The 306-nt window shown below is 68.0% G+C and carries 1 protein-coding gene; it reads right to left on the bottom strand.

The features are described 5' to 3' along the window. Window positions 1–33 precede the first annotated feature (33 nt). A complete protein-coding gene (locus QWY29_RS20035; protein ID WP_336621856.1) occupies window positions 34–279 on the bottom strand; it encodes an HNH endonuclease in 246 nt (81 codons plus the stop codon). Window positions 280–306 lie beyond the last annotated feature (27 nt).

The raw sequence follows: 306 nt of genomic DNA on the forward strand, positions 1-306 counted from the left end.
TACTAACCCTTCCCGCGGCGCGGCGAGGTCATGTCACCCCTGCGGGCGACCTGGACGACGCGAGCGTCGCTCGCGTGCGCGCAGCTCCCAGCCCCTGAGCGGGTGCTGGGTGAGGTGCCATCGGGGGTCGTGGGCGCGGTGGTGGTGCCAGGAGCAGAGTGGGATGGCGTCGAGGTCGGTGTCGCCGCCTCGTGCCCAGGGGATGAGGTGGTGGATCTCGGACCAGGCGAACGGTCTCTCGCAGGTCCCGATGGCACAGGTGTCGTATGTGAGTGACAGGGCTTTTCGTTGATGCTGCGTATGGAG

Source organism: Nocardioides abyssi (genome assembly GCF_030412915.1).
GTDB lineage: Bacteria > Actinomycetota > Actinomycetes > Propionibacteriales > Nocardioidaceae > Nocardioides > Nocardioides abyssi.